The sequence below is a fragment of the Vibrio sp. 10N.222.52.B7 genome, assembly GCF_041474275.1.
Taxonomy (GTDB): domain Bacteria; phylum Pseudomonadota; class Gammaproteobacteria; order Enterobacterales; family Vibrionaceae; genus Vibrio; species Vibrio crassostreae_C.
This window is the reverse complement of the sequence record NZ_JBFRTU010000661.1, coordinates 1-329: the sequence shown is the minus strand read 5'-3', so window position 1 is coordinate 329 and position 329 is coordinate 1. Positions and strand designations below refer to the sequence as shown.

The following is a 329-nucleotide window of genomic DNA, read 5'->3' as shown; positions in this document are numbered from 1 at the left end:
GAACACCAATAGGCAGCATTTGTCGCTGCGGCCTTCAAACCAGTCATGATGGGAGCCGTCAATTTGGATAAGTTCACCCAAGCAATCTCGACGGTAACGAGGTTGATAGACTCTAGGTTTTCGTTGTGAGTGCGGGATCCAAAGATTGTCGGCAATCATCCATTGGCGAAGTGTCTCTAACGAGATAGCTAAATTATGATTTTCTATGATCTTTTCACGTGCAAATGTGGGCGAGAAATCAGAATAGTGCTTATGGATAGTCGAAAGAATCTCTTTGCGATATTCGTCAGAATAACGCCGATTACTGGGTTTACCTCTAGAAGCATGGG

Annotated in this window: 1 pseudogene; it reads right to left on the bottom strand. The window is 44.4% G+C overall.

From position 1 onward, the window contains the following. Positions 1-329, bottom strand: a pseudogene (locus tag AB4512_RS24695) (transposase); the annotation flags it as partial.